Source organism: Chloracidobacterium sp., assembly GCA_016716305.1.
In the GTDB taxonomy this organism is placed as follows: domain Bacteria; phylum Acidobacteriota; class Blastocatellia; order Pyrinomonadales; family Pyrinomonadaceae; genus OLB17.
Window position 1 is genome coordinate 2,190,181 of sequence record JADJWP010000002.1, and the last position, 25,548, is coordinate 2,215,728.

A 25,548-nucleotide genomic window follows, 5' to 3' on the forward strand; every position below is an offset into this window, starting at 1 on the left:
ACTGCGGTCACTTCCCATTCTCCATTGTCCGCCGGAGGAACTCGGAACTAGCCATTGATAGCTGCGGCTACGATCAACGCTATTCCAAGGATCATTGCACCTATTACGATCGCGAGTGCGGTATTGTGATCTTCCTCGATCTCTTTTCGGATCGAGAACGGCGTTACCTTGTCCATTATAAAGAAAGCAATCGCGAAAACGACCAATCCGATCAAAACGAAGATCAGCGTTGTTACGAGAACTTCAAGTAGTTGATCGAGCTTTACGACCGCTGCTAGAACGGGCGCATCAAAGATCTTCATCGACATCTATTTTCCTCCACGAAATCCCGAATAAATGAATGGCACACCCAAACGCGACTTACTGCCGGAATTAGCCAATTCCCAACCAAACCATGCTGATGCGGAATAAAGCACGAGAACGCCCATCCCAAATACAAGATAAAGTTTCTTAATCATAACGATTCGACCTTCAAACTTCTATTCGCTATCATCGTCGCTCGACGTACTGAACATGCTCTCGCTCCATCGCTTCGATTCGAATGAGAATTTACGAAGAAGGCCGAGAACGGGGACGATAAGCAAAAGTACTAACGAGCAACAGAAATTCACCCCGCGATTGACCCCTTGTTCGACCTTGACCGTTACGGGCATCGATTGCTGCCAATTCTGCCATGTTCCTTCAACGCGAAGCGTGTATTTTCCCGACGGAAGCGACGAGATCGTCGCATCCTGAGACTGGCCGCCTTCGGTCCAGGCACCATCGCTATCTGTACCCGAATAATATTCGATAGGAATGTTGACCGATTCGACCTCCTGGCTTTGATCGTTGATCAGGTCGACATCCAGATCGGCCCAAGAGTTATTCACAGGAGCGACCGCAGTAATACGGACATTCCTGTTTGCTTTCAAATCGAACGATTGGCTGAATGACGCCTGCGGCTGCGTAGCATTGAGCATCGGCGGAAGGTCGACTTGCTGCGAAAGCACCGTGTTTGTAATACCGGTGAATGGCAGCATAAATATTGCGAGCACAAGGAGTAGAAATAAAGGAAGCGCGCCCCATGTGTAATAAAACCGGCCAGTGAAAGGCTGATTTGGCGCGACCGACCATGGTTTTGGCAGATCAGTCACCCCGAAGGCCTTTTCGATCTCGGCGTTGGTCATGTAAACGCCCGCCGACCAGTTCATTTCGCCGGCCGTTATTTCCTGCGAAAGCATCAACGGAGCAGATACGTAATCAACCGCCCGGGCAGTTTCGCCCTGCTCGACCCGCCAATAGAATTCACCCTGAACGTAACGCACGACCGCCTGTGCGTCCTGAAATATCTTGAAGGTGCTGCCGTTATACGTGACCTTGGAACCGGCGGCGAACCCCCCGCTCTGCTCGACCTCGGCCGGGTTAACAGGCTCAACGAAATTCCAATGGTTGTCGGAATGCACAAGCCACCGAAATCCGATCATCGGATTGTAAAGCAAATACTCGTGCCAGAAATAGTCGATCCCGTCAACGTTTACGCTCCTTACCATTCGACCGATGATCCGGAATCTCACATCACCTGGAAACACCCCCTCTTGCCCGATCTGCAAAACAAACTGATCCGCCGTCGGTGACGGCGTGAGTGCGTGCAAGTAGCTGAGATTCCCCTGATCGACATTGAGCAGCGAATTGCAGTTCGGACACGTCACGCGTTCGGCCTTATCAGGTGCAACAAGAGCCAGCGGACCTCCGCAATTAGGACAACCCATTGCAGCAGCGGTTGTCCGTTGTGCCTCACGGGTGACGGGACGCGCCGCGGCCAATCCGATCTCTTCGAGCGAGACCATGTTGCCGACAAAGACCCATGGCGGATCGATACTGTAATCGATCGTACCGAACGCGTTGTCCTTGCCGGAAAGGTCGGCGTATCGCGACTGTTCGTTTGGAACAAGTTTGTAAGGTATCTCGCCCTCAGCCGCGACGGATGTTGCCGTCCCCTTCTCGGTGACCATCAACTGCGTCGGGCCGGGTATTTCAGAAACCGCCTGGCCGATCTGAAGTTGTTCGAACGAAGGAAGATGGGTACCGGTCGGGATCGGTTGAAAGAACGTTAGGTAAAATCGGCCCTGAGCTTCAGCGAGCCATCCGACCCACCCGTTTGAGAATGTTGCGTACCATTCATCCCAATAGCCGCCCATTTCGTGGCGTAATTGTGCTCGGCCTGTAAGTTCGAAACGGTTTCCCTTGAATTCGCCTTTTAATCCAAGCTTGAGTGGCGATTGTGAGTCCGCTATCTCGGCTACTTTTCCGAGGTCTTGCAATGCTCTGTCGGTCCTGGCTACCGCCGATCGGCAGTATGGGCAAACTAGTACGATCGTCGAACCTTTTTGAAACTCGATCGGTGCCGCACAGGATGGGCAATTCGCCTTAAGTACGCTCATCCCAAACCTCCGGCGGTACTCGCCTGCGGATCTGCCGGTTCTATTTGACCCCGTTCGATCCGGGTAACCGTCACCAACCGGGCTCCGATCATTTCTCGGAGCTGCTCCGACCAATCCCATTCAGGACGCGTCTGGCAACAATAGAGATTGAAGGTGGCGGTGCCGTATTCTGGATATGTGTGACAAGCGAGATGTGATTCGGTCAGCGCTACTAACCCGGTAACGCCGCCCTCCCCATCAAATTTGTGCCATACGAAGCCGATAGACGTCAGGCCAAGATCATCCATGACCCGATCGAAGACGGTGCGAAGCAGCGCCTCGTCGCGCAATTTGTCCGGATTGCATCCAGCGGCCTCGATCAGCCATTCTGTTCCTACGATCATCTAACAGACCTTGAATACTTACGAAATCACCGATCCGATCGTTCCGAACATCGGCGATTATCAGTGCGTTATAATGAAAGACACGTGAAGTACGTCGATGATGACTATAACCAAAATTTCGGCTTTTGTCATTTTTCTTGCAGGTCTTTGCCTCACTGTCATTTCGTGTCAGAGCGTTTCGCTTGGTTCGAGAGAGACGGCGGTGGTACCAGTTAGACCGGATACATATTTGCCGGCATTTGAAAACGGCCGGATCAACTCGCGCGAGATAACAGAGAGCAGCGGCATCGCTGCTTCAAAGTGTCAGGAGAATGTACTGTGGACGCATAACGACTCCGGTGACGGGCCTTTCATATACGCAATAGATCTGCAGGGCCGTCATCTTGGAACTTGGAAGATACCCAACGTCTCGAACTTTGACTGGGAAGATATCGCAACGTTCAGGAATAAGGATGGTACTTGTTTCATCTATATTGGCGAGATCGGGAACAACAGGCGACGGCGTGCCGAATCCGAGATATTCCGCATTACAGAACCGTTGATCGAAGGTGCGGGCGGGTCGAATCGAAGAAAGCCTGTGATAACGCCGAAAGCTGAGAAACTTAGGTTCGTCTATCCTGATGTTCGTCAGGATGCAGAAGCACTGCTTGTCCATCCAACAAGCGGAGAAATTTACGTGATCTCAAAACTCTTGACCGGTGCGGCAGGCGTTTACAACGTTCAAGCGGATTTTGATTCCCCGAACGCGATCTTGGCCAAGAAGATAGGAGAGCTGTCGCTTCCAGCAGTTCCGAACGGCTTGGTGACCGGTGGCGATATATCACCCGACGGCAGGCGTGTTGTAGTCTCAGACTACTTCTCTGGTTACGAGCTCGTACTGGCCGTTGATGAAGAGAATTTTGACGAGATCTGGAGATCAAAACCCCAACCATTCGATATCGGATCGCGAGAGATCGGGGAAGCCGTCGCTTATGGTGCTGATGGGATGTCGGTTTTTTCGACGAGCGAAAAAAGAATTTCGCCTGTGTACAAAACGTTGCGAAAACCCGAATGAATTTTGCAGAAGAAAAAGGCCGAAGTCTTGCGACCTCGGCCAACTCGAATAGCTGTGCCGGAGTTATTGCACTATCGTGAACTTTCCTTTGTTCTCGATCACCTGTCCGCCCACTCGATCTTTCGTTAACACCTTGATCTCATAATCGCCGGTTTCAAGCGCAGTTGTCGGAAGCAATCGTGCGAGCGTTAAACGTTGGCCCGAGTCGCTTAAACCACTCCAATCTTCGGACTGACGAAGCACTTCCTTGCCGCCTTTGGACAAAACGTACTCAACATCCACCGCCGGCCGGAGCGTCGTTTGATCGATACCGGCATTGTATACCTGAAGATAAACACCGACATCTTGACCACGCTTGTATGTGCCCTCGAGGTTCGGAATGACCTTGGCTCCGCCAATGATGAACATCCCGCCGATATCGCGGTCGTCGGTCGTCCTAAGCGTTGCCGCCAGAACAAGTGACGAGGTCGAAAGCAATTTGTCGTCATATCTCGGAACACTAAATCCCTGATTCACGATCCCCCGGTTTCCCGTACCGACATCGCGGACAACGACATCGACTTTGTAGGTGCCCGGAGTCAATGCGATCGCCTTTTGATAGACCGACTTTCGATCACGAGCTTCGGTAAGCTCCTCGCGTGTCGCATACGTTGTCACTGCGTCTTCAAAAATCCCCGACCGCTTGCCGGATACGGCGGTGATTCTGCCGAAAATGTTTATCTTCGCAGTCTGAAGCCCACCCTCGTCAGCAAACTGAAGTTCTTTGTTTGCCGTCTGAACGGTGAAAGTAACGATCACGCGGTCTTCCGACTGCCGAAAGAAATCGACACGAAGGTCGAAATTGAGCGGATTATTGTCGATGACAGAATCGGAACTCGTTATGCCCGCAAGGTCGCCGAACTTGACTTGCGGCGGACGCGAAAGATTATTGATTATCTCAAGCCGTCTAAAAGGAGTGTCCTGTTCGCGCTGAAATGTGTTGTTAATGTTGACACCAGAAATACGATCAGCCTTGTTTGCGAGTCCAAGCGACTCGGCAAGCGTAAGTCCGCCGCCCGGAACCATCAACAGTGCATCTTTTTCGTTCGCGTTTCGAGCAATGCGATACTCGCCGCTGCCTGTAGGATCGACAAACTCGATCTCGATACCGTCACCGACACCGTCCAAATGTCGGTAAAACCAGATCTCAAATGGATATGTCGACGTGGAGCCGCCGCCTTCGTACGATGGCCTTTCATATGATCCGCCCGCCGGGTGCGACTCGATCGAGTCAGGTTTACCCCAGGCAATGTAGATCCGGCCGCGGTCGGTCCGCCATCCCGGAATACCCGAGGTAAATCGCTCGTTGGCGTACGCTATACGTTCGTAGTACTCTTCGCGAAATTCATTTTCTTCCGTATCAGGATTCGGATCACGACGGCGCCAGAAATTCTCTATGAAATTCTCCCGTTCTTCGTCGGTTTGCAAAGCCATGAACGCCCGTCGCTCTTCTTTGGTGATTATGTAAGCAACGTCTTCGCTTAGCCAACGTTTGTAAGCCTTGTTCAATTCCTCTTTTACCGTACGTGCTTTGTCGGTCGGGTCCTGACTCGGACGGTCTTTATCCTTCTGAGCGACCAAAACCGATGACCCGAAGCTAACGATCAAAGCCGCAAACAATACTCTGCATAGAAAATTCGATTTCAGCATAACTACTCCTGAACAAAATGCCCGGTGTTTTTCGAACCAAGCACGCGGGCACGCTACCCGAAAATTCCGACCATCTCAATACTGTTAAGATTTTAGACAGTTATCCTTAATACTTCAAGATGCAGGGTGTTACAGGTTTGGTTGCTTGTTACCGTTTCAAACAGCCGGCAGATCATTTGATCTACGCTCTTTTCCGAAAAACCAGGCGATAAATATTGAAAAGATGTAGAGAACCATCATCGGTGTCGCAAAGAGCATGAGGTTTGGAATATCGCCGGTCGGAGAAACGATCGCTGCCACAATTAATATTGCAACGAGGGCGATCTTCCAGCTCTTGATGAGTAGGGTAGCCGATATTATGCCGATGCGTGCAAGAACATACGCCACCGCCGGCATCTGAAAGATGATCCCCATAGCGAGCATTATCAGGGTGATAAGGTCGAAGTAATCACTTGCGCGCAAAAGCAAACGGAAGTCCTCACCCAAACCTAACAAGTACCTGACTGCAGGCGGGAAGAGGATATAGTAAGCAAATGCGACCCCGCCAACGAAGGAAACCGACGACAGAAGTATGAAAGGCGTGACGTAGGATCTTTCATGCTTGTAGAGGGCCGGAGAGACAAAGCCCCATATTTGCAGCAATAAGAATGGTATCGAAACTGCGATCGCTGCATACAGCGAAACCGTTACGTACAAGGTGAACGATTCTTGTGCAGTCGTTACGATCAGCCGTTCGTCTGCGCTCGCCTCGACGTTTGCGTCGGGAGCCAGATCTACGGGAAGCCGTACACCGGCGGGAATCACAGCGTTGACGGTAAAGATCGGTTGTTCCGTATACAGTACCGATCGGCCGTCAGCGTCGATGGTTACAACCGCGTCGACCGTCGTGCCCGGCTGAACGACGCTGATCCCAAGCTTTGTTGCTCGGTCAAAGACAAATCTGCCGCGGTCACCCGGCTTGAGTGTTGAGAGCGGGAGTATTTTCTCTTCGCCCGTCCTACCTTCGACCGGGAGATCGCGGCGTTCGGCTTCCGACAGAGCCTGACGGATGGGTACGCTAAGAAAGTTGTAGATCGGTTTTGAGACAAACCAACAGCAAACAAATGCGATAACGACGAAAATCACCGAGTTTACGAGGCGACGTCGCAATTCGTCCAAGTGGTCTAAGAATGACATTTGGACGCCGACCTCCGCTATTTGTTCGTTCTCGATATCCGGCATTCGTTTCAACAATCAGAAATAACGGTGTTTCAAAGCCAACTACCTTTGTCAGACTCGGGTTCAGCAGCGTTCTCGTCAGGTTCGTATGTGCTCAACTCCTCGCCCGGACGCATCGACCCGAACTTTTCTGCATCTAGTTCGCGAACCTCGGGCGCCGGAAAAGGAACAGGCGGTCGGCTTTCGAGAATGCTGTTTTCGCGTGGAACAGGCTTCTCTGCTTCTTCGTCGATCGTTCCAAGTTGCAACGCCTTTGCTTCCTCCTCGAAATTGACCTCCCGTTCCCACGTTGCTTTGAACTCGTTCGTTGTCGAACGGAATTCGTTCATCATTTTTCCGATCTTTCGTGCATACTCGGGCAGCTTTCTCGGTCCGAGAAATATCAACGCCACGATCCCGATAAGGATCAGCTCTTGAGTCCCGATAGATTCGAAAATGAATAAATACAAGCGTCTATACCTTATGTCACCTTGATCAGTTTTGCGTCGAATTCCGTGACCGTGCCTATGACCCGCGCATCTTTGATCGTCGGAAGGAACTCGTCCGCGTTTTCTTCGGCGATGCTTATCAAAAGTCCGCCGGCGGTTTGGGGATCAAACAACGCACTTTGCATTTGTCCCGACACATTGATGTCGATCTCGATTGTATCACCGACGTATACTCGGTTGTTTTTATCTCCGCGCGTGAGCATTCCCTTTGAGATCAGCTCGATCACGTCTGGAAGCAACGGAACCATATTGGACACAATATTTAACGTTACCTGACTCGCTTTTGCCAATTCATATGCATGGCCGATCAATCCGAAGCCGGTGACGTCGGTACACGCATTCGCAGCTAGCTCGACCATTCTTCGTGACGCATTTGCTGCCGATGTTGTCATCGCTGCAATGCAAGCGTTGACCGCGGCCTCGCTGGCGATCCCATTTTTTACCGCTGTGTTGATCGCACCTGTCCCGATCGGCTTTGTAAGGATCAACACATCGCCCGCTTTTGCCCCTGCATTCGTTATTACCTTTTCCGGATGAACAATACCTGTAACCGCGTAACCGAATTTCATCTCCTGATCATCGACAGAATGGCCCCCGATCACAACGACACCCGCTTCGTTCATCGCATTCTGGCCGCCAAGAAGTATCTTGCCGAAAATATCCCAATCGCCTTTTTGCGGATAGCAAACAACCGAAAGAGCGGTGAGCGGTACCGCGCCCATTGCGTAGATATCATTGAGAGAATTTATAGCGGCCACACGGCCATAGATCTCAGGGTCATCGGCGACCGGTGTAAAGAAATCGACCGTTTGAACCAACGCGACGTCATCCGTAAGGCGAAAAACTCCCGCGTCGTCCGAATTCTCAAATCCGACGATCACGTTGTCACCAGGTTGCTTTGGAAGCTTACTCAAAACTTGAGCAAGGTCGCCAGGGGCAAGCTTGGCCACTCAACCAGCGCACGACACCATTTCGGTAAGACGCTTCAGCATCCTCTCGACTCCTCCTATTCAGATCTCATTACCAGCTGAAAGATACGATCCAGATCATCGAGGCTATAAAATTCGACCTCGATCTTTCCACCATTTCCTTTCGGAACGATCTTTACATTCGTACCTAATTTTCTCATCAACTTTGTTTCGGCAGCTCTCACATTTGCATCAATCGGTTTCGCAACTCTATTGTTTACAATATGTTGCGGAGATATTGTGTTCTTCTTGATCGATCTTTCGGTTTCACGGACAGAAAGACCTTTTTCGATTATATTCCTCGCTAGACGCCGTTGGACCGCCCTGTCTTCGACCATCAGGAGTGCCCGACCGTGTCCGGCGGTGAGTTTTTCTTCTTCGATCAGCGTTTGAATATCTTCAGGTAATTTCAGCAAGCGTAACGTTGTTGCAATAAGGGACCTTTCTTTGCCAACCCTTTCGGAGAGCTTCTCCTGCGTAAGTCCAATGTTATCAATGAGTTTGCGATAGGCCTTGGCTTCTTCGATGGGGTTCAACTCTTGCCGTTGAATATTTTCGATCAGGGCAAGTTCAAGCAATTTGTCGTCCGAAACTTGCTTTGTTGCTGCCGGTATTCTGCGCAAACCAGCTCGCTGTGCAGCTCGCCAACGCCTTTCACCGGCGATGATCTGAAATCGCGAACCGATCGGCCGAACGACGATCGGCTGAACAACGCCATTAGCGGCAATCGATTGAGCAAGTTCGTCGAGAGCCTTGTCGGTAAATCGTGTCCGTGGCTGCTCGGGATTTGGATCGATCAGTTCAATATCGATCTCAAATATGCTGTCCTTTTGCTGGCCTGTAGATGTATCTTCACCAAGCAGGGCACTTAGACCTCTACCAAGTGGTGTTCTAGCCATGGTTCATTATCTCCTTCGCGAGCTCTAGATAACTCTCCGCACCGCGGGATCGCGGATCATACAACAATATCGGTTTGCCGAAACTCGGAGCTTCTGCAAGCCGGACATTTCGCGGAATAACGGTCTTAAGGACCTTTGGGCCATAAAAATCACGCAGATCCTTAGCAACAGCGGTCGAAAGGTTCGTCCGTTCATCATACATGGTCAGAAGAAGGCCTTCGATCGCCAGTTCCGGATTCAGTTCCCGCTTTAATCGAGCCAGAGTATCAAACAATTCGGTAACACCCTCGAGCGCGAAATATTCACATTGGATCGGTACGAGTAGCGAATCGGCAGCTGTAAGGCCATTCACAGTCAATATTCCTAGGGACGGCGGACAGTCAATAAAGATGTAGTGAAAATACTCTCGAATCGGGTCAAGTAGTTTCTTCAATACATAAGCTCGGTCGACCGTTTCGGCAAACTCGATCTCAACTCCGGCGAGATTCTTGTCGGAAGGCAGAACCCAAAGCGTTTCAATTTCAGTCGGTAGCACCAATTCTCTAACTGATTCGCCGGTTATCAAGGCATGGTAAAGCGACTTTCGGCCTGAAACCCTCGAAACACCGGCCCCGGAAGTCGCGTTTCCCTGAGGATCGGCGTCCACCAAAAGGACCTTTTTACCCATTTGAGCGATACCAGCGGCAAGATTTATGGCCGTCGTCGTCTTTCCGACGCCGCCCTTTTGGTTGGCGATTGCAATTATTTTGCCCATTCTAGATAACGAAACGAAGAACTAAGTTAGCATAATTGAACTTTGAACTGAAAAACAGAAATGTGGGACGTTCCACAGAGTTGCAGCAATGAAATGTGGAACGTTCCACAATTTGATCTAAGACTAATTGTTTTCGATCGGGCGGGGTTGTCCAGCCGTGAGGTGAACAAGCACCGTGGATAAAGCGGATGGCGTGAGACCAGGGATCGATCGCACCTGGGCAAAGTTCTGAGGTCGCGACCTTTCGAGCCGTTCGACCATCTCATTCGAAAGACCGCTGATCGATCTGAATTGGAAACTATCCGGCACTTTTAACGAATCATGATGGTTGACGCGTTCGGCCGCTTTATCTTGCTTTTCAATGTAACCGGCGTACATCGAATCAGCCAACGCGGTTTCAAGTTCTTCTTCCCGCAGGCCGACCCGAATATCTTCTGGCAGCAACCGCTCGATCAATTCGCGATCAACACCTTGCCGCATTGCCAACTGTGAAAGTGTAAATGCATCGCCGAGATCGGCATTGAGCAATTGCGAAACGCTTGCATATTCGATCGACGAACGCTTGAACCGTGTACCGTCCAAGGCTTCACGAAGACGCGCAAGTATTTCTCGTTTTCGGTTAAATCGATCCCAGGCGCTGTCTCCGACCAATCCGATGCTCATTCCTTTGGGCGTCAACCTTTCATCAGCATTGTCATGCCTGAGCTTCAGCCGAGCTTCTGCCCGCGAAGTAAATAGCCTATACGGCTCGTCAACACCATGCCGAATTAGATCGTCCGTCAATACACCGATATACGCCTCTTCACGCTGCAAAACAAAAGGCCCTCGTTTCTGAACGTGGAAAGCGGCATTTATCCCCGCCATCAACCCCTGACAGGCCGCCTCTTCGTATCCGGTCGTTCCGTTTATCTGGCCTGCAAGGAATAGACCGCCCATTCGAGTTGATTCCATCGTCGGACGTAATTCGCGCGGATCGACAAAGTCATATTCGATCGCGTAACCCGGACGAATGATCTGCACCTTTTCAAAACCAGGTATCATTCGCAACAGTTCTAGTTGGAGCCTCGAAGGCAACGAGGTCGAAAATCCATTTAAGTACACTTCGTTCGTACTTACACCCTCGGGCTCAAGGAACAATTGATGTCGCTCTTTGTCGGCGAACTTTACGACCTTATCTTCGATCGATGGGCAGTATCGGGGACCAATTCCCGTGATCTTTCCTGAATACAAAGGTGATTGGTGCAAATTATCACGGATCGCCTGATGAACACGGTCGCTAGTGTAGCCGATGAAACACTGGATCTGGGGTTGTTCGATCTTCTCGGTCGAAAACGAGAACGCAACTGGTCTTTCGTCCGGCGGTTGGGGCTCAAATGCATCCCAATCTATCGTCCGCCCGTCAAGCCTTGGCGGCGTTCCGGTCTTTAGCCTACCGACCGGAAAGCCTTGTTTCTTAAGAGCTTCCGCCAATTCGATCGACGCCGGTTCACCGGCTCGCCCGGCCGAAAATGTCTCTCTCCCGGTGTGAATCGTTCCGTTTAGAAACGTTCCGGTTGCGACCACGACCGCCTTCGCCCCAAAGCGTCGGGTATCCTGCATCGTGACACCCGTAACCTTATTATTCTCAACAATTAGCTCGACAACAACACCTTGTCTGAGGTGAAGGTTCGGTGTCGCTTCGAGCACCCGACGCATCTCGGAGCGGTAGAGTCCGCGGTCAGCCTGCGCTCGCGGTGATTGTACTGCCGGCCCGCGTGAACGGTTAAGAAGACGAAACTGAATGCCGGTCCGGTCAATGACGCGGCCCATTATTCCCCCGAGTGCGTCTATCTCCCTGACAACATGCCCTTTAGCGATGCCGCCGATGGCCGGGTTGCACGACATTTGCCCGATCAGGTCGAGATTTATCGTCACGAGCGCAGTTTGTGACCCGAGGCGCGCCGAAGCCGACGCGGCTTCACAACCTGCGTGCCCGGCGCCGATCACGATCACATCAAAACTCTCGTCGAACATCGTTCTCCTAAAGCCAAAAATAGCGGGATGTTCCCGCTATCAGGTTCAAAATAGAAAGTGTAAACGAAAATCCGGTCTTTGCCAACGCTATACTTCCGCGTCAACACCACATTCCCTTTAGCGCAGTGTCTGCGATTGACTGGAAACGAGTTAGTTTGACGCGGTCAGAGTTCTTATAGGTGATGAGTGGCATAAAGCCAAAATCCATTAGCTTTTGAAACGCGATATCCGTTAAAAGTACTTCAGAACATGGCTTGTAGACCGTTTCCGTTCCATCCTTGTAAACATGAACAGGTAGACCTTCGATATCTTGTTTTAGGGCGCGGCCCATTTCCCAACCGTAAGCCGCAAAACTCGCAGCTAGCAATTGGCCGACAGCAAAACACGAGTTCGACCAAATGTATTGGTCATGAACCGGTCCGTCAGCAAACTCCTCGAATGCAAACGACTCCAGAGGATCCGTTTCGGCCCCGTATGGGAGTCGGGCGAGAAAGCGCGGTATTACCATTCCTAAATATTCTGCTTCAGCCTGCCCGCGAAGCGCCTTCCAAAGCCTTCCTGATTCTGTATCATCGGACATTTTCCAGTTTGATGGATCAGGATCTTCCGCTAACGAATGCATGCCGAAAACATCAGGCCGCATATGAGAAATGAACGGAGAATTAGCGGCTGCAACCAGCTTCCCGATCCTGATCAGCGATGCAACGTCATCGACATTAGGCTCAAATGAGTAATTCCCCAAGATCACGGCAATGGGCTCGCCGCCCGGGGTTTCGATCGATTCACGGATCAAATGCCGATATACAAGTGTTTCGGAGAGACTACCGGCATTCTTGAGGTCGCCAGACAATTCATCTTTCGAGACATCAAGGAGATGGATCTTGAGTTCGCTCGAGGTTTCGGTCCGGCGCACAAGGAAGAAGAGTCCGCGCCAAGCGGCTTCCAATTCCTGAAATCGCCTATCGTGAAGAATGCCCCGCATAAGTCCGCCGGTCGCAGCATCAACGGCGGCGACCAATTGTGCCTGCTCGTTCTCGTCGACCGAGACCAGATGCGGCCGAACAAGATCGCTGACCAGATCTGAAATATCCCTTGATATTCCCGCTTTAGGGGCCGCAGCTCCCCCGGTTGGTTTGGTAAGTATCGCATCAAGCAAATTGTCGGCCGGTTTTGCATCGCTTTGTTCGGACGAGGGTTGCTCAGGGTCAGAAGATCTCTTGTTCTCTTCGCTTACACCAAAACGATCACGAACCTCACGTGCGGCCGCGTTAAAGCTGCTCTCGTCTTTCAGTCGCCGACGAAGATCGCGGAGTTCTGCAAATATCGGAACTCGCCGAAATATCTGATCGGGGTGAAAATCATCAAGGTCGGCAAACTCCAGAGGAAGGGGGGTGCCGTCGTATTGCAGATCCAAACGAACCCCCATTCGCGCGATCGTCTTATCAAAGTTATCGCGGTCGATCTCGACAAGCTGGCGCTCGGCAAGCGGTCTTTTCTCCGCGTCGCCGCTCCAATCCCCAAGCACGAGCATGTGAAAAGGCGGCTCCTCAACGATACCCGTCTTGGCAGATTCAAGCGTTACTGCAGTATCAAGCTCATCACCTTTGATAGGCATTCACGTAGTCTCCCGAGTCTTAGTTTTTCAAGAGACTATTATCCTTTCAGGCGTGTTTGTCAATCGAACGAGATTGTATGAAGGATGTGATGAAGAGCGATTACAGAAATGGGCCGATTTCAGGCTTCCGGAAGAACGCGTTTCAAAAACTCGAGTTGATCGTCATTGATATTTGTGAACTTCAGTCCGAAACCGAACCCATCAAGGATGTACGCAACTTCACCCGTAAACCGCAGACCTTGGCCATCCGAACTTGTAAGTTCGAACGCGATCGGTTCACCTTCACGATATTGCGTGATCGATTCGACGTAACACCCCCCGAGACTGAGATCGCTTATCCGCGAGGCTCTGCGACCGGCTGACGAATCGAGGATGATCTCAATAACTACAGGAGTTCTTTCGTGGTTTCTTCCCATTCGTGTCTCCGCTGTCCATTGCGACGAATTCCCTACTTCGGAAAGTTCTAACATATTTGGAATCTATTACCTAACGTTGTTCTGGTTCGTTCTTGACGCAACCAAGCGAATCCGACGAGTCTCCGTAACGCGCCTTCGGTGATAAACGCTCAAACGGAAGTAAATTTCGAAAAAAGTTCAGGCGATCCCTGCAAGTTTCAAAACCGCCGGACCTGTTGTGCTAATGATCAGGCAGCCGAGCAGCATGATTATTATGCCGGGCCAGAAGAGATCGGACGAACGAACTCCGCCCTCACCGAACGCCATCGCATTCGGAGGTGTGCTTATAATGAACGGTATACCGAAAGAAGCAGATATAGCGACCAGGATCGCAGTAGAAGGTGAAGGAATAAGTGCGGTAGCAAGCGGGATGAGCATTATCACCGATGCGGTGTTACTCATCAGGGAAGCAAGGACGGCAGTGAACATGCAAACAAGAAAAAGTCCGAATGTCGGGTCAAATGCTTCGAATGGCACGCTCCGCGAAAACGCAAGGATGATGCCCGAGGTCTCAAACAACTTTCCAAGTGTGATCCCGCCGGAAATGAGTATCAGCGTTGACCAGTCGATGCGTTTAAGCGAATCCTTATCAAGGATCCGCGTTAAGAACAACAAAGCACTCGCGCAGATCGAGATTATTGCCGCTGAGATCCCGTGAAGCGGTTCGCTTAGCCAGAGACATATCGTTCCGGCCATGATCCCAAGTAAGACCGACCGGCCTCGGGCAAATGCCGGATCGTCCACTCGATCTCGCCTTGTTGTCTCGAATTTTATGTTGGTAGCCATTTGGACGTCAGTACCGCCGATTCGCCACACCAAAAGAAAGTAACTAAAGAACAACATGCCGATGGTCAATGGAAATGCGAACAACATCCAGCCAATGAACGTGATCGGACCAGTATCTGCAAGCGAGGCTATCGCGACCGCATTAGGGCCTGTCCCGATCGGTGTTGCCATACCACCGAGATCAGCTCCCAGCGCGACGCCTACAAGCAATACTCTACGGAGCAGGTCGCTCTCATCCAGGCTGTTGAAAGCAGGTCGCAGACACGCCAACATAAGTGCGGCAGCTGCGATATTCGACAACCACATCGAAAGAAATGCAGTGATCAAAATAACAAAAAGCAGAAGTTTCTTATATGAGTCACCTGATATGACCAAGGCGTACTCGATCAAATCTTGGTCCAGACCGTAGCGCTTTGCGGCAACGCCAAGAGCAAATCCGCCGAAGAACAAGGCGAGTACCGGATCTGCCGCCCATACCAGTACGGTGGGAAGGCGCATTCGCTCATCAAGTGTCCCTAAAGCGAGTGGTACCAGTGCCCATAGAACCAGGCTTGGAACGAATGGAGGTGTTGCCTCTGTCAGCCATAATAAAAGGCAGACCGAGGCAACACTGATGATCCGTGCGTAAAACTGAGATTCGACCAGCAATTGCGGTATGATGACCGCTATCAGAACACCAGCCGTAATCAGTAACCACCGGCGCATGTCTTTCGTTTTCGCCATTCGAAACAATTACACACCGATGCCGTTGAATGTCAACAACAAGCCAAGCTGAATCAGAGCATCGTTGGGTATCGAAAGCCAACTATGCAGCTTTTACGGCGATCTTTGTCTCTTCTTTTTCGGCGGTCTTTTTGAGCGCGATTGTCAAAATGCCGTCTTTGAGTTGTGCCTTTACATCGTCGATTTTGACCTCACCGGGTAATGCCACCTGTCTACAGAATTTGTTGCTTTTCCACTCGCTGTAATAGGTCGTCTCGTCCTTCTTCTCAGTCTCGCTCTTTGTTTCACCGCTCATAAAGAGCGTTTTGTCCTTGACGCTTAACTCGATCTCTTCAGCCTTGAATCCCGGCACCGCAGCCTTAACGTTGATCATCTTGTCGTTCTCGGTTATTTCGACCGGAGTCGGTCTGAGAATCTCGGATTCTGCCCTGAACCAGTCGTCGAGTTGGTTACCAAAATCACGGCCGCGTTGTTGAAAGAACTCAAAAGCCCGATGCCCGATCTCTCGTGACAGTTCGGATAATCTCTCGAACATCTTCTCGGTTTCAACGAATATCGGCGAAGCGGACGCTTCCGGCCTTTCTTGCTTGATTATTTCCGTTGCTTCCTTTTCCATAATTCACACTCCGTATACGAAGGATTTGACCGCCCGCTATCGGGCCATCATTTGTTCTAAAGCGCAACCCGCGTGCCAGCAATGCGTCTACTGACTTCTCAACGGCTTACGAGACAAATCTGGATATACGACTTTTATGAGGCGAGGTATTCCGCGCGCCGAACACCAAATCTCAGTGAATTACAGGTCGGTGGATAAGGGTCAGTACCTGCAACAGTAAAACGACATTCGGAGAATGCCGCTTCTAAAGGTTCCCAAACAGAAAAGGGATTCGCCGGCCCTGCATGACGGCAAACCCCTTTTCGTTTTGCGGCGAACCAAGGTTCGTCACAATACCCTACCCTTGCTCTCCAGTTGAACTTAGTGCTTTATCAGCGAATCATGCACTGCGGTCGGCAGTACGGAGATCATCCCCATGAAGACCATTCCGAAACAAATGAATCCATAAGCAACTATCATCAACTCGGAAAGGCCGCCGATCAGAAACATCACGACCGCCGAAGTAACTATTATCGCCCAAAGTGCAATGTAGATCTTGGTAAGCATATTATTCCTTGCTCCTGTTTTTCAGTGCCCCCTTTCCTGCGATCATTAAGTGCAAGTCGTGTTCCAAAAGATCATGTCGGTATTTCGCGGGTTCGGACGACGCTGACGCGTAAAATTACCCAAAACCGCACGATCCGGCGCGAACAATTTCACAAGGCAAGGTATAGATCGTTTTGTCGCGAAAGACTTTGGGCGATGTGCCGCACCATTCAAATCTTTCATTGCTAATGGAACGCGTATTGCGTTTGTGCGAGGCATGGTATAGCAATCGAAATCGCAAATCTCAACCGAACGATGCCTAGGAGGACGATATGACAACTGAAATACCCAGAGAAGATTGGAAGGTGTTTTGCGATGAGATCTCAAGAGATCGACTCGACTGGCAGACAACCGTTCAGGTCCTAAGCAGCGAGTCGGGTGCGCAAGTGCTTTCGGAAGGCCTGCCGTTGATCGGCTTGGCACTTGAACGCGAAAACGGATCTGACAAGATCGAACTGATGACTGGCACAGGCTCGAGCATCCACCACACTCACTCGATATTCAACCCGGCCAAACTACTGCTTCAGGCAGACAGCGACAAGGACGGCGGCATTCTTGATATCGAAGACTCTTACGGCACGAAGACGCTGATTTCGTTCATACAACCAACGGCCGTTCCGATGGTCGTTGAGAGAGGCAGAATTACGCAGATCTCTTAGAAGTTCGGAAAGTTCACGACCATTTTAAAGGGCGCTTGAAGCGGGGGCTTCAGGTGCTTTTGATTTTTAGTAGATGCTTGAACGGCTTCGTTCCCCCGCTGCGAGCGGCGCATCAGTATCGCTCTTGGCGATCGTTGCACGGCCGGTCAACATTCGCGGCGTGATCTTCAGTATCACTTCGATGTTTTCGCGAACCCAGCTGTCCATCCATCGGATACTAACGGCCGGACTCAGTGTCGGGTTGACCTCGGCTACAAGCTTTAGCGCCCTCTCTCGTTCGGCGGGATCGCTTACTTGTTCTGCGTCACCAAGTGCGATCACGCTTTTCCAATCCTGGTTGCTTTTTACGTCTTCCACCTGAAGACAAACCTGTGGATTTACCTTTATGATCTCCGACTTTTTGCCCTCGGTCGTGTATACATAGATCAGCGGTTTATCGTAGGCGTAATGAACGGGGACGACGTACGGTTGGTTATTTCTAGCGGTCGCAAGATGGCCGTAACCGACCGTTTTTAACAGTTCCTCGATCTCATTCGTTCGCATTTCTTCGATCTCGATCATATTATTGTCTCCGGTTCTTCTTCGAGGAGTCGACCAGGTCTTTGTACCTTCGAATATACCACGCCCAATCAGTTCCATCGGCAATCGCCGTGCCGTATGTGACCTCGCTGCCTTCTAACTTATTTGCTTCAAAGTCATTATTTCCAGGTGAGATGTTCAACTGGCGATTGCCGATGACGGCGCGGTATTTTTCGCATATACGCCCCAATGCTGCTCGCGCTTTCAATCTTGTCTCCAGTGTTTTACTGGCGGTCACGCCCAAGCAGCGAGGCACGAGCTTTGCGAGTGAAGATGTAGGAATGGCGGTCAAGTTGAGTCCTAAAATCTAAAATCGTTGGCCAGCGCGTTCAAATGGAGTTGAAATCGATGAAAATAATACTAGGGACAGACGGTTCAGAGTTTAGCGATGCGGCTGCTGACAAATGCAGCGAGATGTTTGGTTCGATCGACGGAGCACAGATCCGTGTGGTCTGCGCTTTCGAGGAGGTTCAGGTGATCGCTGCCGAGCCATTTGCACTTTCGCCGGAATACTATCAAGCAATGGCGGATGCGGCTCGAAAACAGGCCGAGCACTTTGCACAAACCACGGTCGAACGAATGAAGGATCGCTGCGAGAAAGCAAGTGTTTCTCCTGAGGTTCTCACCGGCAAACCGGCAAATTGCATCGTCGAATTTGCTAAGGAATGGAACGCTGACCTGATCGTTGTTGGCTCGCATGGTAGAGGCTTCTGGGGGCGAATGTTGGGGTCGGTCTCAAACGGAGTTGTTAATCATGCGCCCTGCTCGGTCATTGTTGTTCGAAAAAGTGCGGAATGAGCGCAACATCTAAGGTCTTCCTACGCGCGACCGTCGTTTGGATCGTGATAATTCTCGCCGAAACGGTTCATGGAATCGCTCGGATACAGATCCTGGAGCCATCCGTGGGTGAATTTCGCGCACGTCAGATGGCGGTCTTCAGCGGCGCGGCTATCATATTTTTGGTAACTCGATCTTTGATACGGTGGATCGGCGCCAATGGGCCTTTTGCCCTTGTCGCAATCGGTTTATTTTGGATGGTTTTGACGATCGCTTTCGAGCTGTTGATCGGCCGATTTGTTTTCGGTTTTTCATGGCAACGGATCGCTGCCGAATATGACATTACAAGCGGTTCACTAATGCCGCTCGGATTGGTTTTTCTTGTTTTCTGCCCGCTTCTAGCTTCTATTTCCCGCAAGTCGAGCGATCCTATTTGAGGATATCGCTGACTGCGTTCAAAAGTTCTTCCGCCGTGAACGGTTTTGGTAATCGCATCTTCACATTCAGTTCGGTCAGTTCCGCGGCTTGATCGGCGCTTATAAGGCCACTCATTGCGATCACCCGCACATTCGGATCGATCTTTCTTGCTGCGCGGATCATCGCGATACCATCCATAAACGGCATCGCCATATCGGTTAATATCACTGCGATCTCGTCGTGTCGTTGTGCGAAGATCGAGATCGCCTCCGTTCCGTCGTTCGCAGTCGCCACAACGTAACCTGATGACTCGAGCGCAGCTTGTGTGACCTGACGAATATTCTCTTCGTCATCGACCAAAAGTATCATTTCGCCTTTGCCGCTTGGCATCACCGGTACGGTCTCGTCGTTTGCACCCATGTCGCTCGTCGGATCCGCAGGGAAGTATACGGAAAATTGTGTGCCTTTTTGAGGCTCACTGTATACGTTGATGAATCCGCCATGACTCTTTACGATCGTGATCGCGGTCGAGAGCCCCAGGCCTGTTCCTTTGCCGATCTCTTTGGTCGTGAAAAACGGATCGAATATTCGCTTTTGCACGTCATTCGTCATACCGCCGCCGGTGTCGTTTACGGTCACGAGCACATATCGGCCCGGTTCTGCATCGATATTCATTCGCGAATAATTTTCGTCTATCGTCACGTTCATTGCCGACAGTGTCAGGGAACCGCCGCTTGGCATTGCATCGCGGGCGTTGATGCAAAGGTTCATCAGCACCTGATGCAACTGCGTCGGGTCGGCGGATATTACCCAAAGTTCTGGATCGACATTCTGTTTGACCGTGATCGATTTTGGCAGTGTCTCGTCGAGCACTTTTATCAGATCCTTGATAATGTGTTTGAGTTGGACAGAGACACGATCGCCTGACATCCCACGAGCGAACGTCAGAACCTGCTGCACAAGCGAGGCCCCGCGTTCCGAACTTTGTCGGATCAACTCCAACCACCTGATCATCTCAGGATCCCTAGTCTTTGCCTGAAGCATCCCTACTGACATCAGGATCGGCGAAAGGATGTTGTTAAAATCATGAGCGATGCCGCCCGCAAGAGTCCCTATGGATTCCATCCTTTGGGCTCTGAGCAGTTGCTCTTCGGTACGGTGTTTCTCGGTGATGTCCGTATTAATGATCAGAATGTAATCAGGTTGGTGTTGGTCATTTCTGACCAGTGTCCAGCGGCTTTCAGCAAAGATCTTTTCGCCCGACTTGTTAATGTGTTTTTCTTGTGCACGCCACTCACTGCTTGCCTCGAGCGAGGCTTTGATCGCGGCCTGTCGTTTCTCAAGCCCGTTTTCGTAGATCAGCAAAACCGACTTCCCGAGTACCTCTCCGATCTTCCATCCATAGATGCGCTCGGCTCCGTTATTCCAGTAAAGGACCTTATAGTTTAGGTCACAGACGATTATCGCGTCTTGCGATTTTTCAAGTAGTGATGCCTGCTGGCGAATGCGCTCTTCCGCCGCCTTGCGTTCCGTGATCTCGTAACGGATCGCAATGTATTGCAGCGGCTTTCCGTCATTGTCGAGGAACGGGACGATTGTCGTATCGACCCAATAAATACTGCCGTCCTTGGCTCGATTTCTGATCTCGCCATGCCAGACACCCCCATTTGCAATGGTCTTCCATAAGCCTCTGATAAACTCCGGCGGGTGAAATGCCGAGTTGATTATCCTGTGATCCTGCCCGACCAGTTCTGCCCTTGAGTACTTTGAGATCTCGCAAAACTTGTCGTTCACATAAGTAATTTTCCCGGTCTGATCTGTGATCGCAACGATCGCAGATTGATCGATAGCGAACTTCAGATCTGACAGTTCCTTTAAAAGGTCACGATCGCTGTCTGTGACTGCAGCTTTCCCGACAGAGGTTTTTGTCCTGATCATTTATTCTTGCTTTGCGGCTGTTTCGTAATCACCTGATTTTCTTAGTTTGTATCTAAGTTGGTCGCGCGATATATCGAGCAGTTTTGCCGCTCGCGTAAGATTGCCGCCGGTTCGTTCGACGGCCTGCCGTGCAAGCTCAGCTTCGACCGACTCAAGCGGTATGCCGTTGGGCGGGAGGTTAATGCCTGTCATGTTCTCAGTTCGTTGTGAAGCACCTGATAGCAGCAGCATGTCATTTGGCAAATGGGTCGTCGAGACTATATCGCCGTCCTCGAGTATTGCTGACCGCTCAATGACATTCCTTAGTTCCCTGACATTGCCGGCCCAATCGTAACCGTAAAAGATCGCTTTCACGTCAGGCGCAAGGCCTTTGAGTTTTGGGCCTTTACGTTTTTGATTTGCAGCCTCGATGTAATACATCGCAAGCATAACGATGTCGTCACCCCGAAGACGAAGCGGTGGAATATCGATCTGAATGACCGAAAGTCTGAAATAAAGGTCGAGCCGGAAAGTCCCAGCTTCTCCGGCCTTTTTCAAGTTCTGGTTCGAAGCCGCAATGATTCTTACATCAAGAGGTATATCCTTAAGTCCTCCGACCCTGCGAAAGACACCATTTTCGAGAACTCGCAAGAGCTTTGCCTGCAGAGCGAGTTCCATCTCACCGATCTCATCGAGAAAGATCGTCCCGCCCTGCGCTTGTTCGAATAACCCTTCCTTTCGTTGTTTCGCATCGGTAAATGCCCCTTTTTCGTAGCCGAACAATTCTGATTCGATAAGCGTCGCGGGCAACGCAGCGCAGTTGATAGCAAGGTAAGGAGCGCTCGCACGTTCAGATGCATAGTGAATAGCCTTTGCAAATAGATCCTTACCGGTCCCTGTCTCACCTTGCAGCAAGATCGACGAAACATCAGACCTCGCGATACGTAATGCCAGGTCTTTGGCCTTTTGCATTACCGCCGATTCACCGATGATCTGATCGAAACCGAACTTGCCGGATCGCTCTCGTCTTACGCTTTCAACTTCGCGACGCAGTGCCCTTGTTTCAAAAGCGTTTCGCAGTGTTACTTCCAGTTCCTCCAGCTTCACGGGCTTTCCGATAAAATCGTGAGCTCCGCCGCGAAGCGCAGCGACCGTATTTTCGACATCAACGTTGCCGGTGATCATCACCGCAATAGTACCTGGCCGTTTTTCTTTTATCGTCTTGAGCACGTCCAAGCCAGAACCATCGGGAAGATCGATATCAAGCAGAACGACCGCCGGTTCTTCAGCTTCAAACCTTTCAAGCGCAGCAGCAACACTATCAGCTTCGATGGTATCGTATTCCCAGGAGCGTAGTGCTTCCGTAAGCGCCATCCGTATGAATCGCTCGTCGTCGACTATAAGTACCTTTTCCTGGTTTTTTTTCATTGTTGGTTTGAGAACGTGATCTGTCCCGACTTGGTCAGGCGCTAATAAAATCGTCAAATCTTCGTGACAGTTCCATTTTAGAGCCGTCTGCGTGACATTCAAAAGCCAGGCGCGGATTTTCTCGCACCGTTCAGCGTTTGAAGAGTTCATTTGTCCAGTTCGCGGCATTCTTGATTCCCATTAATGGCACATGCATTGCGTGTTCCCGGATTGCTTGTTGTAAAATCGAAGCAAGGGATAAACGGATGAGAATTTTAGTTGCTTACGACGGGTCGAGGTGTTCTGAAGCGGCGATCGATGACCTAAAACGCGCAGGTCTGCCGGAATCGGGCGAGGCGTCGATCATTTCCGTCGCCGAAGTTTGGTTGCCGCCGCCAAATGGGAATCAGGATATTCACGTAACTGACGATCCATACATCGTGAGCTTGGTTCAGCGTCACCGGGAAAAAGGCGAACGAGCGCTGACCGAGACCAAAACCTTCGCTGCGCATGCCGAAACACGTCTCCGGACAATGATCCCCAGTTGGAATATCACATCGTCGGCGACGTACGGTTCACCTGCTTGGGAGATTCTTTCCATGGCCGATAACTTCAAGCCCGACCTTATCGTGATCGGATCTCACGGGCAATCAGCGATCAGTCGGTTTTTTCTCGGCAGCATTTCGCAAAAGGTTCTCACCGAGGCCCACTGTTCGGTGCGGGTGGCCAGGGGTCGCATCGAAGTCGATGCGTCGCCGATCCGGATAGTCGTTGGATTCGATAGTTCGAAGGGTGCACAAGCTGCTGTAGAGGCCGTTTCCGCTCGATCGTGGCCTGCCGAGACTGCGGTGAGGTTGATCGCGGTGACCGATCCGGTGAAACCGACCGCGATCGGACGCTTCGTCCCGCCGATCGCGAGTGCGATCGACGATGTGAACGACGCTGAAAGGGAATGGCTTGAGCAGCTAGCTCAGCCGGAATTGAGAAAACTGGAAGCAGTCGGGCTAAAGGCCTCGCTGCATATCGTTTCCGGAAACCCGAAAACGGTCTTGGTCGAAGAATCCGAGCATTGGAATGCAGATACGATATTCGTTGGCGCAAACGCCTTTGGAAGCAGGCTCGAGAGATTTTTGATCGGTAGCACTTCGGCTGCAGTAGCCGGCAGGGCCCATTGCTCTGTAGAGGTCGTTCGAACGCAAGCCTGATAGCACCGAACTGAATCCTACTTTCCGATGCAAAAAGTCGAGAATATTCGGGTCAGCATGTCCTCGTTTGTGGTCTCGCCGGTGATCTGTCCCAAAAATCTGAGCGCGTTATGAAGGCCGACCAGAACGATCTCCTCGCTTAGGCCTTTGTCCATTTCAAGGATCGAGTTTTCGACCTCCTTGTGAGCGCGATTCAGCAGATCGAAGTGGCGTGCATCCGAAACAAGAAAACCTGAAACGTCCCTGTCATCGATTCCTATTGGTTCGATCAAGGCATTCTTCAGGTCATCGAGGCCCATGCCCGTCTTTGCCGATATCTTTATTGCGTCACCCGGCACCGTCGGGTCAACGGCACTCCAGACAGAGCTTTTACCGTTCATCTCGATCTTGTCGATCTTGTTAAGAACGACAAGGTGATCTAATTCCTTTACGCTCTCGATAATTTCACGATCTTCAGGACCTATCGGTTCAGAAGCGTCAAGCAAGACTACAACGAGGTCCGCATCTGCCATTGTCTTTCTCGATCGCGCAACCCCGATACTCTCCACTGTGTCGGCCGTTTCGCGTAACCCTGCGGTGTCTATCAATGAGATCGGAATGTCGTTGATGGTAAACCGCTCAAGAAGTTGGTCGCGGGTCGTTCCGGCTATCTCTGTAACGATGGCCCGGTCGGTGCCAAGTAACGCGTTGAACAGGCTGGATTTGCCCACGTTCGGCCGGCCGACCAACGCGACGCTAATCCCCTCTCGAAGCAGTTTGCCCGCTTGATATGTCGAGGCAATTTGAGCGATCTCTACCGAGATCCTTGTCATGCCGGCTCGTATTCTCGAAGCCTGAAACTCCGGCAGATCATCCTCAACAAATTCGAGTGCTGATTCGAGAACCACGATCACATTCAATAGTTCGTCTTTTATCGGCGTTAGCTGGTTTGAAAATTCGCCCTCTAATTGTCGGATCGCTTGTCGTGCGGTCGCTTTCGTCTGAGCATCGATCAGGTCTCGGATCGCTTCCGCCTCGGCGAGGTTCATTCGTCCATTTGCGAGTGCACGCAAAGAGAATTCGCCGGGGTCAGCCATTCGCGCTCCTAAAGAAAGACAAATGTCGATCACGTGTCGCAAGACGATCGGAGATCCGTGACAGCTGATCTCAATTACGTCCTCGCCCGTGAAGGAATTCGGTGCTTTGAAATATGTAATGATCGCCTCATCGATAACCTCATCGGTTGCAGGATCGAAAAGCGTTCTAAGAGAAGAAGTTCTAGGTCGAGGTGAGAATTCCGGGTTTCCCGAAAGTGCTCTCGCCAACAAAAGCGAGTCTGCGCCGCTCAAACGGATCATGCCGATCCCGCTTCGGCCAAGTGGTGTTGCAAGTGCGACGATCGTATCGCGCATAACTTGGTGCTGAATTTCGTGACGAAGGTCTCAGAGACCTGAACACCGTTGCTGAGGCTAACGACGAACTAGCAAAGGTCATTTCAGCCTGACCTGCAACCGGCGGTCACGGCCAGAGCCCACCGATTCGGTCACAAGATCTTCTTCGAGTTGTAAGGTTAGATGGATGACGCGGCGCTCAGTAGAATTCAGAACTCCGAAAGTGAACGGCCTGCCTTGCTTTCTCACCTGATCGCCAGCAAATCGTGCCATTGCCTGGAGTTCAGCCTTTCGTGAACGACGAAATCCTTCTGCGTCACAAATGATCCGGTGTTCACGGTCGAGTTCGCGGCCGAACATTTGGAACAATAGCACCTCAAGCGCGTCAAGCATTTCGGCATTTTCCGAAAGAGCCAATCCGGAATCCGGACCGCTGAGGTCAAGTAGGCAGCCTTCTTCGGTCCATTGTGCAGATACGCTCAGTTCGAATCCAAGATCGTTGATGATCTCAGACAAAAATGCCTCCGCCTTTTGACATGTTTCGTTCATAC

The 25,548-nt window shown here is 51.1% G+C and carries 27 protein-coding genes; 5 read left to right on the forward strand and 22 right to left on the reverse strand.

Going from position 1 to position 25,548, the window contains the following annotated elements:
• Nucleotides 1–47: 47 nt before the first annotated feature.
• Genes IPM28_11875 through speD form a run of 4 tightly spaced genes read right to left on the reverse strand, consistent with a single transcriptional unit; the run spans nucleotide 48 to nucleotide 2,803 of the window.
• On the reverse strand, nucleotides 48–302 hold the full coding sequence (locus IPM28_11875; protein MBK9173677.1) for a DUF350 domain-containing protein: 255 nt from the start codon (nucleotides 300–302) through the stop codon (nucleotides 48–50).
• Nucleotides 303–308: 6 nt separating this feature from the next.
• Nucleotides 309–458, reverse strand: coding sequence for a hypothetical protein (locus IPM28_11880; GenBank protein MBK9173678.1), 150 nt, complete (start codon nucleotides 456–458; stop codon nucleotides 309–311).
• Between the two features lie 21 nt (nucleotides 459–479).
• Nucleotides 480–2,420 carry a DUF4178 domain-containing protein gene (locus tag IPM28_11885; GenBank protein MBK9173679.1) on the reverse strand — a complete coding sequence of 647 codons (1,941 nt, stop codon included), beginning with the start codon at nucleotides 2,418–2,420 and terminating at the stop codon, nucleotides 480–482.
• On the reverse strand, nucleotides 2,417–2,803 hold the full coding sequence (gene speD / locus IPM28_11890) for an adenosylmethionine decarboxylase (GenBank protein ID MBK9173680.1): 387 nt from the start codon (nucleotides 2,801–2,803) through the stop codon (nucleotides 2,417–2,419). Before speD ends, IPM28_11885 begins: the two co-directional genes overlap by 4 nt.
• 202 nt (nucleotides 2,804–3,005) lie before the next feature.
• Here speD and IPM28_11895 point away from each other — a divergent pair, with 202 nt between their 5' ends.
• The gene (locus IPM28_11895; GenBank protein MBK9173681.1) at nucleotides 3,006–3,857 is read left to right on the forward strand and encodes a hypothetical protein; all 852 of its coding nucleotides are present in this window, start codon (nucleotides 3,006–3,008) and stop codon (nucleotides 3,855–3,857) included.
• Between the two features lie 63 nt (nucleotides 3,858–3,920).
• Here IPM28_11895 and IPM28_11900 read toward each other — a convergent pair whose 3' ends face one another.
• From IPM28_11900 to IPM28_11955, 12 genes are all read right to left on the reverse strand, one after another.
• Nucleotides 3,921–5,546: a GWxTD domain-containing protein gene (locus tag IPM28_11900; protein ID MBK9173682.1), complete on the reverse strand. Its 1,626-nt coding sequence runs from the start codon at nucleotides 5,544–5,546 to the stop codon at nucleotides 3,921–3,923.
• A 156-nt stretch (nucleotides 5,547–5,702) separates the two neighbouring features.
• Nucleotides 5,703–6,722: a twin-arginine translocase subunit TatC gene (gene tatC, locus IPM28_11905; GenBank protein MBK9173683.1), complete on the reverse strand. Its 1,020-nt coding sequence runs from the start codon at nucleotides 6,720–6,722 to the stop codon at nucleotides 5,703–5,705.
• A 74-nt stretch (nucleotides 6,723–6,796) separates the two neighbouring features.
• Complete coding sequence (tatB, locus tag IPM28_11910) at nucleotides 6,797–7,213, reverse strand: twin-arginine translocase subunit TatB (protein ID MBK9173684.1); 417 nt, start codon at nucleotides 7,211–7,213, stop codon at nucleotides 6,797–6,799.
• Between the two features lie 11 nt (nucleotides 7,214–7,224).
• Entirely contained in the window at nucleotides 7,225–8,202 is a 978-nt protein-coding gene (gene selD / locus IPM28_11915; GenBank protein ID MBK9173685.1) for a selenide, water dikinase SelD, read from the reverse strand.
• A gap of 56 nt (nucleotides 8,203–8,258) precedes the next feature.
• Nucleotides 8,259–9,119, reverse strand: coding sequence for a ParB/RepB/Spo0J family partition protein (locus IPM28_11920; protein ID MBK9173686.1), 861 nt, complete (start codon nucleotides 9,117–9,119; stop codon nucleotides 8,259–8,261).
• Complete coding sequence (locus IPM28_11925) at nucleotides 9,112–9,873, reverse strand: ParA family protein (protein ID MBK9173687.1); 762 nt, start codon at nucleotides 9,871–9,873, stop codon at nucleotides 9,112–9,114. Before IPM28_11925 ends, IPM28_11920 begins: the two co-directional genes overlap by 8 nt.
• A 123-nt stretch (nucleotides 9,874–9,996) precedes the next feature.
• Nucleotides 9,997–11,886, reverse strand: a complete 1,890-nt coding sequence (mnmG, locus tag IPM28_11930) for a tRNA uridine-5-carboxymethylaminomethyl(34) synthesis enzyme MnmG (protein ID MBK9173688.1) — start codon at nucleotides 11,884–11,886, stop codon at nucleotides 9,997–9,999.
• A 100-nt stretch (nucleotides 11,887–11,986) separates the two neighbouring features.
• The gene (locus IPM28_11935; GenBank protein ID MBK9173689.1) at nucleotides 11,987–13,501 is read right to left on the reverse strand and encodes a type VI secretion system contractile sheath large subunit; all 1,515 of its coding nucleotides are present in this window, start codon (nucleotides 13,499–13,501) and stop codon (nucleotides 11,987–11,989) included.
• A gap of 119 nt (nucleotides 13,502–13,620) precedes the next feature.
• Nucleotides 13,621–13,917 (reverse strand): PilZ domain-containing protein, encoded by a 297-nt coding sequence (locus tag IPM28_11940; GenBank protein ID MBK9173690.1) that lies wholly within the window; start codon nucleotides 13,915–13,917, stop codon nucleotides 13,621–13,623.
• A 177-nt stretch (nucleotides 13,918–14,094) separates the two neighbouring features.
• A complete protein-coding gene (locus IPM28_11945; GenBank protein ID MBK9173691.1) occupies nucleotides 14,095–15,465 on the reverse strand; it encodes a DASS family sodium-coupled anion symporter in 1,371 nt (456 codons plus the stop codon).
• A gap of 82 nt (nucleotides 15,466–15,547) precedes the next feature.
• Nucleotides 15,548–16,081, reverse strand: coding sequence for an Hsp20/alpha crystallin family protein (locus IPM28_11950; GenBank protein ID MBK9173692.1), 534 nt, complete (start codon nucleotides 16,079–16,081; stop codon nucleotides 15,548–15,550).
• Between the two features lie 360 nt (nucleotides 16,082–16,441).
• Nucleotides 16,442–16,627, reverse strand: a complete 186-nt coding sequence (locus IPM28_11955) for a hypothetical protein (GenBank protein MBK9173693.1) — start codon at nucleotides 16,625–16,627, stop codon at nucleotides 16,442–16,444.
• 311 nt (nucleotides 16,628–16,938) lie between these two features.
• Here IPM28_11955 and IPM28_11960 point away from each other — a divergent pair, with 311 nt between their 5' ends.
• Nucleotides 16,939–17,325, forward strand: coding sequence for a DUF5335 family protein (locus IPM28_11960; GenBank protein MBK9173694.1), 387 nt, complete (start codon nucleotides 16,939–16,941; stop codon nucleotides 17,323–17,325).
• A 66-nt stretch (nucleotides 17,326–17,391) separates the two neighbouring features.
• On the opposite strand, the gene IPM28_11965 is transcribed toward IPM28_11960, so the two are convergent.
• A complete protein-coding gene (locus IPM28_11965) occupies nucleotides 17,392–17,886 on the reverse strand; it encodes a pyridoxamine 5'-phosphate oxidase family protein (GenBank protein MBK9173695.1) in 495 nt (164 codons plus the stop codon).
• 1 nt (nucleotide 17,887) lies between these two features.
• Nucleotides 17,888–18,112, reverse strand: coding sequence for a hypothetical protein (locus IPM28_11970; protein ID MBK9173696.1), 225 nt, complete (start codon nucleotides 18,110–18,112; stop codon nucleotides 17,888–17,890).
• Between the two features lie 140 nt (nucleotides 18,113–18,252).
• Here IPM28_11970 and IPM28_11975 point away from each other — a divergent pair, with 140 nt between their 5' ends.
• Together IPM28_11975 and IPM28_11980 are read left to right on the forward strand one after the other, a co-directional pair.
• Nucleotides 18,253–18,702: a universal stress protein gene (locus IPM28_11975; GenBank protein MBK9173697.1), complete on the forward strand. Its 450-nt coding sequence runs from the start codon at nucleotides 18,253–18,255 to the stop codon at nucleotides 18,700–18,702.
• On the forward strand, nucleotides 18,699–19,118 hold the full coding sequence (locus IPM28_11980; protein MBK9173698.1) for a hypothetical protein: 420 nt from the start codon (nucleotides 18,699–18,701) through the stop codon (nucleotides 19,116–19,118). Before IPM28_11975 ends, IPM28_11980 begins: the two co-directional genes overlap by 4 nt.
• Here the strand turns inward: IPM28_11980 and IPM28_11985 are convergent.
• Together IPM28_11985 and IPM28_11990 are read right to left on the reverse strand one after the other, a co-directional pair.
• Nucleotides 19,111–21,036, reverse strand: coding sequence for a PAS domain S-box protein (locus IPM28_11985; GenBank protein MBK9173699.1), 1,926 nt, complete (start codon nucleotides 21,034–21,036; stop codon nucleotides 19,111–19,113). The two genes, IPM28_11980 and IPM28_11985, sit on opposite strands and share 8 nt — an antisense overlap.
• On the reverse strand, nucleotides 21,037–22,443 hold the full coding sequence (locus IPM28_11990) for a sigma-54-dependent Fis family transcriptional regulator (GenBank protein MBK9173700.1): 1,407 nt from the start codon (nucleotides 22,441–22,443) through the stop codon (nucleotides 21,037–21,039).
• Nucleotides 22,444–22,688: 245 nt separating this feature from the next.
• Between IPM28_11990 and IPM28_11995 the strand changes: the two genes are divergently transcribed.
• Nucleotides 22,689–23,627: a universal stress protein gene (locus IPM28_11995; GenBank protein ID MBK9173701.1), complete on the forward strand. Its 939-nt coding sequence runs from the start codon at nucleotides 22,689–22,691 to the stop codon at nucleotides 23,625–23,627.
• A 17-nt stretch (nucleotides 23,628–23,644) separates the two neighbouring features.
• Here IPM28_11995 and mnmE read toward each other — a convergent pair whose 3' ends face one another.
• Nucleotides 23,645–25,018, reverse strand: coding sequence for a tRNA uridine-5-carboxymethylaminomethyl(34) synthesis GTPase MnmE (gene mnmE / locus IPM28_12000; GenBank protein MBK9173702.1), 1,374 nt, complete (start codon nucleotides 25,016–25,018; stop codon nucleotides 23,645–23,647).
• Between the two features lie 78 nt (nucleotides 25,019–25,096).
• Nucleotides 25,097–25,546: a hypothetical protein gene (locus IPM28_12005; protein ID MBK9173703.1), complete on the reverse strand. Its 450-nt coding sequence runs from the start codon at nucleotides 25,544–25,546 to the stop codon at nucleotides 25,097–25,099.
• Nucleotides 25,547–25,548: the final 2 nt, after the last annotated feature.

Excerpts from the sequence above, each read along its gene's own strand:
- mnmG (MBK9173688.1), bottom strand. The coding sequence starts at position 11,886 with ATGTTCGACGAGAGTTTTGATGTGATCGTGATCGGCGCCGGGCACGCA.
- IPM28_11950 (MBK9173692.1), bottom strand. The coding sequence starts at position 16,081 with ATGGAAAAGGAAGCAACGGAAATAATCAAGCAAGAAAGGCCGGAAGCG.
- mnmE (MBK9173702.1), bottom strand. The coding sequence starts at position 25,018 with ATGCGCGATACGATCGTCGCACTTGCAACACCACTTGGCCGAAGCGGG.
- IPM28_11985 (MBK9173699.1), bottom strand. The coding sequence starts at position 21,036 with ATGATCAGGACAAAAACCTCTGTCGGGAAAGCTGCAGTCACAGACAGC.
- IPM28_11875 (MBK9173677.1), bottom strand. The coding sequence starts at position 302 with ATGAAGATCTTTGATGCGCCCGTTCTAGCAGCGGTCGTAAAGCTCGAT.
- IPM28_11980 (MBK9173698.1), top strand. The coding sequence starts at position 18,699 with ATGAGCGCAACATCTAAGGTCTTCCTACGCGCGACCGTCGTTTGGATC.
- IPM28_11990 (MBK9173700.1), bottom strand. The coding sequence starts at position 22,443 with ATGAAAAAAAACCAGGAAAAGGTACTTATAGTCGACGACGAGCGATTC.
- IPM28_11920 (MBK9173686.1), bottom strand. The coding sequence starts at position 9,119 with ATGGCTAGAACACCACTTGGTAGAGGTCTAAGTGCCCTGCTTGGTGAA.
- IPM28_11975 (MBK9173697.1), top strand. The coding sequence starts at position 18,253 with ATGAAAATAATACTAGGGACAGACGGTTCAGAGTTTAGCGATGCGGCT.
- tatC (MBK9173683.1), bottom strand. The coding sequence starts at position 6,722 with ATGTCATTCTTAGACCACTTGGACGAATTGCGACGTCGCCTCGTAAAC.
- IPM28_11945 (MBK9173691.1), bottom strand. The coding sequence starts at position 15,465 with ATGGCGAAAACGAAAGACATGCGCCGGTGGTTACTGATTACGGCTGGT.
- IPM28_11885 (MBK9173679.1), bottom strand. The coding sequence starts at position 2,420 with ATGAGCGTACTTAAGGCGAATTGCCCATCCTGTGCGGCACCGATCGAG.
- IPM28_11880 (MBK9173678.1), bottom strand. The coding sequence starts at position 458 with ATGATTAAGAAACTTTATCTTGTATTTGGGATGGGCGTTCTCGTGCTT.
- speD (MBK9173680.1), bottom strand. The coding sequence starts at position 2,803 with ATGATCGTAGGAACAGAATGGCTGATCGAGGCCGCTGGATGCAATCCG.
- IPM28_11900 (MBK9173682.1), bottom strand. The coding sequence starts at position 5,546 with ATGCTGAAATCGAATTTTCTATGCAGAGTATTGTTTGCGGCTTTGATC.
- IPM28_11995 (MBK9173701.1), top strand. The coding sequence starts at position 22,689 with ATGAGAATTTTAGTTGCTTACGACGGGTCGAGGTGTTCTGAAGCGGCG.
- IPM28_11935 (MBK9173689.1), bottom strand. The coding sequence starts at position 13,501 with ATGCCTATCAAAGGTGATGAGCTTGATACTGCAGTAACGCTTGAATCT.
- IPM28_11955 (MBK9173693.1), bottom strand. The coding sequence starts at position 16,627 with ATGCTTACCAAGATCTACATTGCACTTTGGGCGATAATAGTTACTTCG.
- IPM28_11940 (MBK9173690.1), bottom strand. The coding sequence starts at position 13,917 with ATGGGAAGAAACCACGAAAGAACTCCTGTAGTTATTGAGATCATCCTC.
- IPM28_11925 (MBK9173687.1), bottom strand. The coding sequence starts at position 9,873 with ATGGGCAAAATAATTGCAATCGCCAACCAAAAGGGCGGCGTCGGAAAG.
- IPM28_11965 (MBK9173695.1), bottom strand. The coding sequence starts at position 17,886 with ATGATCGAGATCGAAGAAATGCGAACGAATGAGATCGAGGAACTGTTA.
- IPM28_11960 (MBK9173694.1), top strand. The coding sequence starts at position 16,939 with ATGACAACTGAAATACCCAGAGAAGATTGGAAGGTGTTTTGCGATGAG.
- IPM28_12005 (MBK9173703.1), bottom strand. The coding sequence starts at position 25,546 with ATGAACGAAACATGTCAAAAGGCGGAGGCATTTTTGTCTGAGATCATC.